General features: G+C 73.7%; 3 protein-coding genes. All 3 read right to left on the reverse strand.

Annotation, left to right across the window (positions count from 1 at the left end; translation table 11 throughout):
* Positions 1-728, reverse strand: a 728-nt coding sequence (locus AC1D12_RS32565) for an MBL fold metallo-hydrolase (protein ID WP_477845271.1), incomplete at its 3' end; no start/stop codon positions are given.
* A gap of 12 nt (positions 729-740) precedes the next feature.
* Positions 741-1,097 (reverse strand): HPF/RaiA family ribosome-associated protein, encoded by a 357-nt coding sequence (locus AC1D12_RS32570; RefSeq protein ID WP_477827364.1) that lies wholly within the window; start codon positions 1,095-1,097, stop codon positions 741-743.
* A 65-nt stretch (positions 1,098-1,162) separates the two neighbouring features.
* The coding region (locus tag AC1D12_RS32575; RefSeq protein ID WP_477845272.1) for a phenylacetate--CoA ligase family protein at positions 1,163-1,769 on the reverse strand (607 nt) is incomplete at its 5' end.

Raw genomic sequence — 1,769 nt, forward strand, 5'->3', positions numbered from 1 at the left:
CAACTGGGCTCCTTCGGTGCCGTCGGCAAGCGAGGTGGACGCGATCGTGCTGACGCATGCGCACCTGGACCACAGTCGCCGCCCACATGCTCGCGATCGCCGTACGTCGACTCGACCACCAGCCAGTCGCAGCCCGGCGGCGCCTCGGGCGGCCGCATCAGGAGATCTTCGTCGCGGCCGAGGTCGCCCGAGAACACGATCGAGCGGCCGCCCCATGCCACCCGCACGCTCGCCGCGCCCAGCAGGTGTCCGGCGCGCTGCAGGCTCACCTGAACGCCCGGGATCGGCTCGAAGGCCTCGCCGAAGCGCACGCGGCGCAGCAGGCCGAGCGCGGCCTGCGCATCCGCCTCGGTGTACAGCGGCAGCGCCGGGTGGTGGCGCGAGAAGCCGTGCCGGTTCGCGAACACCGCCTCCTCCTCCAGCAGCCGGCCCGAATCCGGCAGCAGCAGCCCGCACAGGTCGCAGGTCGCGTCGCTCGCATGCACCGGCCCGCCGTAGCCGCCCGCGACCAGCCGCGGCACGCTGCCGCTGTGGTCCAGGTGCGCATGCGTCAGCACGATCGCGTCCACCTCGCTTGCCGACGGCACCGAAGGAGCCCAGTTGCGCAGCCGCAGCTGCTTGAGCCCCTGGAACAGCCCGCAGTCGACCAGCAGGCGCCGCCCGCCATGCTCCAGCAGGTAGCGCGAACCGGTCACGGTGCCGGTCGCGCCGAGAAAGGTCAGCCGCATCGCCGCCCCCTCTCAGGCCTCGTCGGCGTCGAGCTCCAGCGCGGCGCCGTGCGCGTGGCGCTGGCGCGCGAGCCGCACCGTGTCCTGCACCTGCCGCGCCATGCCGTCGAAGGCGTTGCGCAGCGCCACGTACACGTCCTCGTGGTGGACGCGGCTCACCGTCAGCTCATGGCCAGGCAGCGTCATGTCCAGCCGCACCGCGAACGTGCGCCCCTGCTGCCGGTGCGTGTTCAGCAGCTCGATCGCCGCGCGCCCGACGATCAGGTCGGGGCAGAAGCGCTCGAGCCGCTGCAGCCGCTCGCGCACGTCGGCCTCGAGCGCCGGCGACGGGTCCATGCCGAGGAACTGGATCTGGGGAGCTTGTTTCATGAAGGATCCTGTGGTCGTGAAAATCACGCGCCCAGCGTGCCGCCTGTGCCCGCCGCCGCCCTTGATCAGGCGCAGGAACCCCTCACCCGCTGCCGCTTGCCGCTCGGCAGGCAGCCGGCGGGCGGCTCGCTCGACAGCCGGATGCGCACGCCCAGCGCCCCCTGCCGGCGCAGGAAGCCGTCCAGCGCACGACCGGCCCGCCGCAACACCGCCGGCGCCCCCCGGTCGCCAGCGGCCGCGCGCAGCACCAGCTCGCACGGCCCGTGCTGCACCAGCTCGAAATCGAACAGGCCGGCCTCCTCCTCCAGCACCGTGCACAGCGCCAGCGGCACCAGCGTCGCCCGCGCCCCGTCGCGGCCGAGCACCAGGCTGTCGTCGCAGCGCCCCTCCACCTCGACCACCGGCAGGACGCTGCCGCACGCGCAGCGCTGCACCTGCAGCCGCGTGCGGTCGCCGAGGTCGCAGCGGATCAGCGGCTGCACCCGGTTCGCCAGGTTCGTCAGCAGCGTGCGGCAGCCGCTCTCGCCCGGCGGCAGCACCCGCCCCTGCGCGTCCAGCTGCTCCAGCAGCACCCAGTCGCTGTTCAGGTGCAGCCGGCCGAGCCGGCACTGCGACGCGATCGGCAGGAACTCCGACGCGCCGTAGGCATTCGCGAGCGAGCAGGCGAACGCC

This window comes from Rhizobacter sp. P1_G5 (assembly GCF_056405435.1).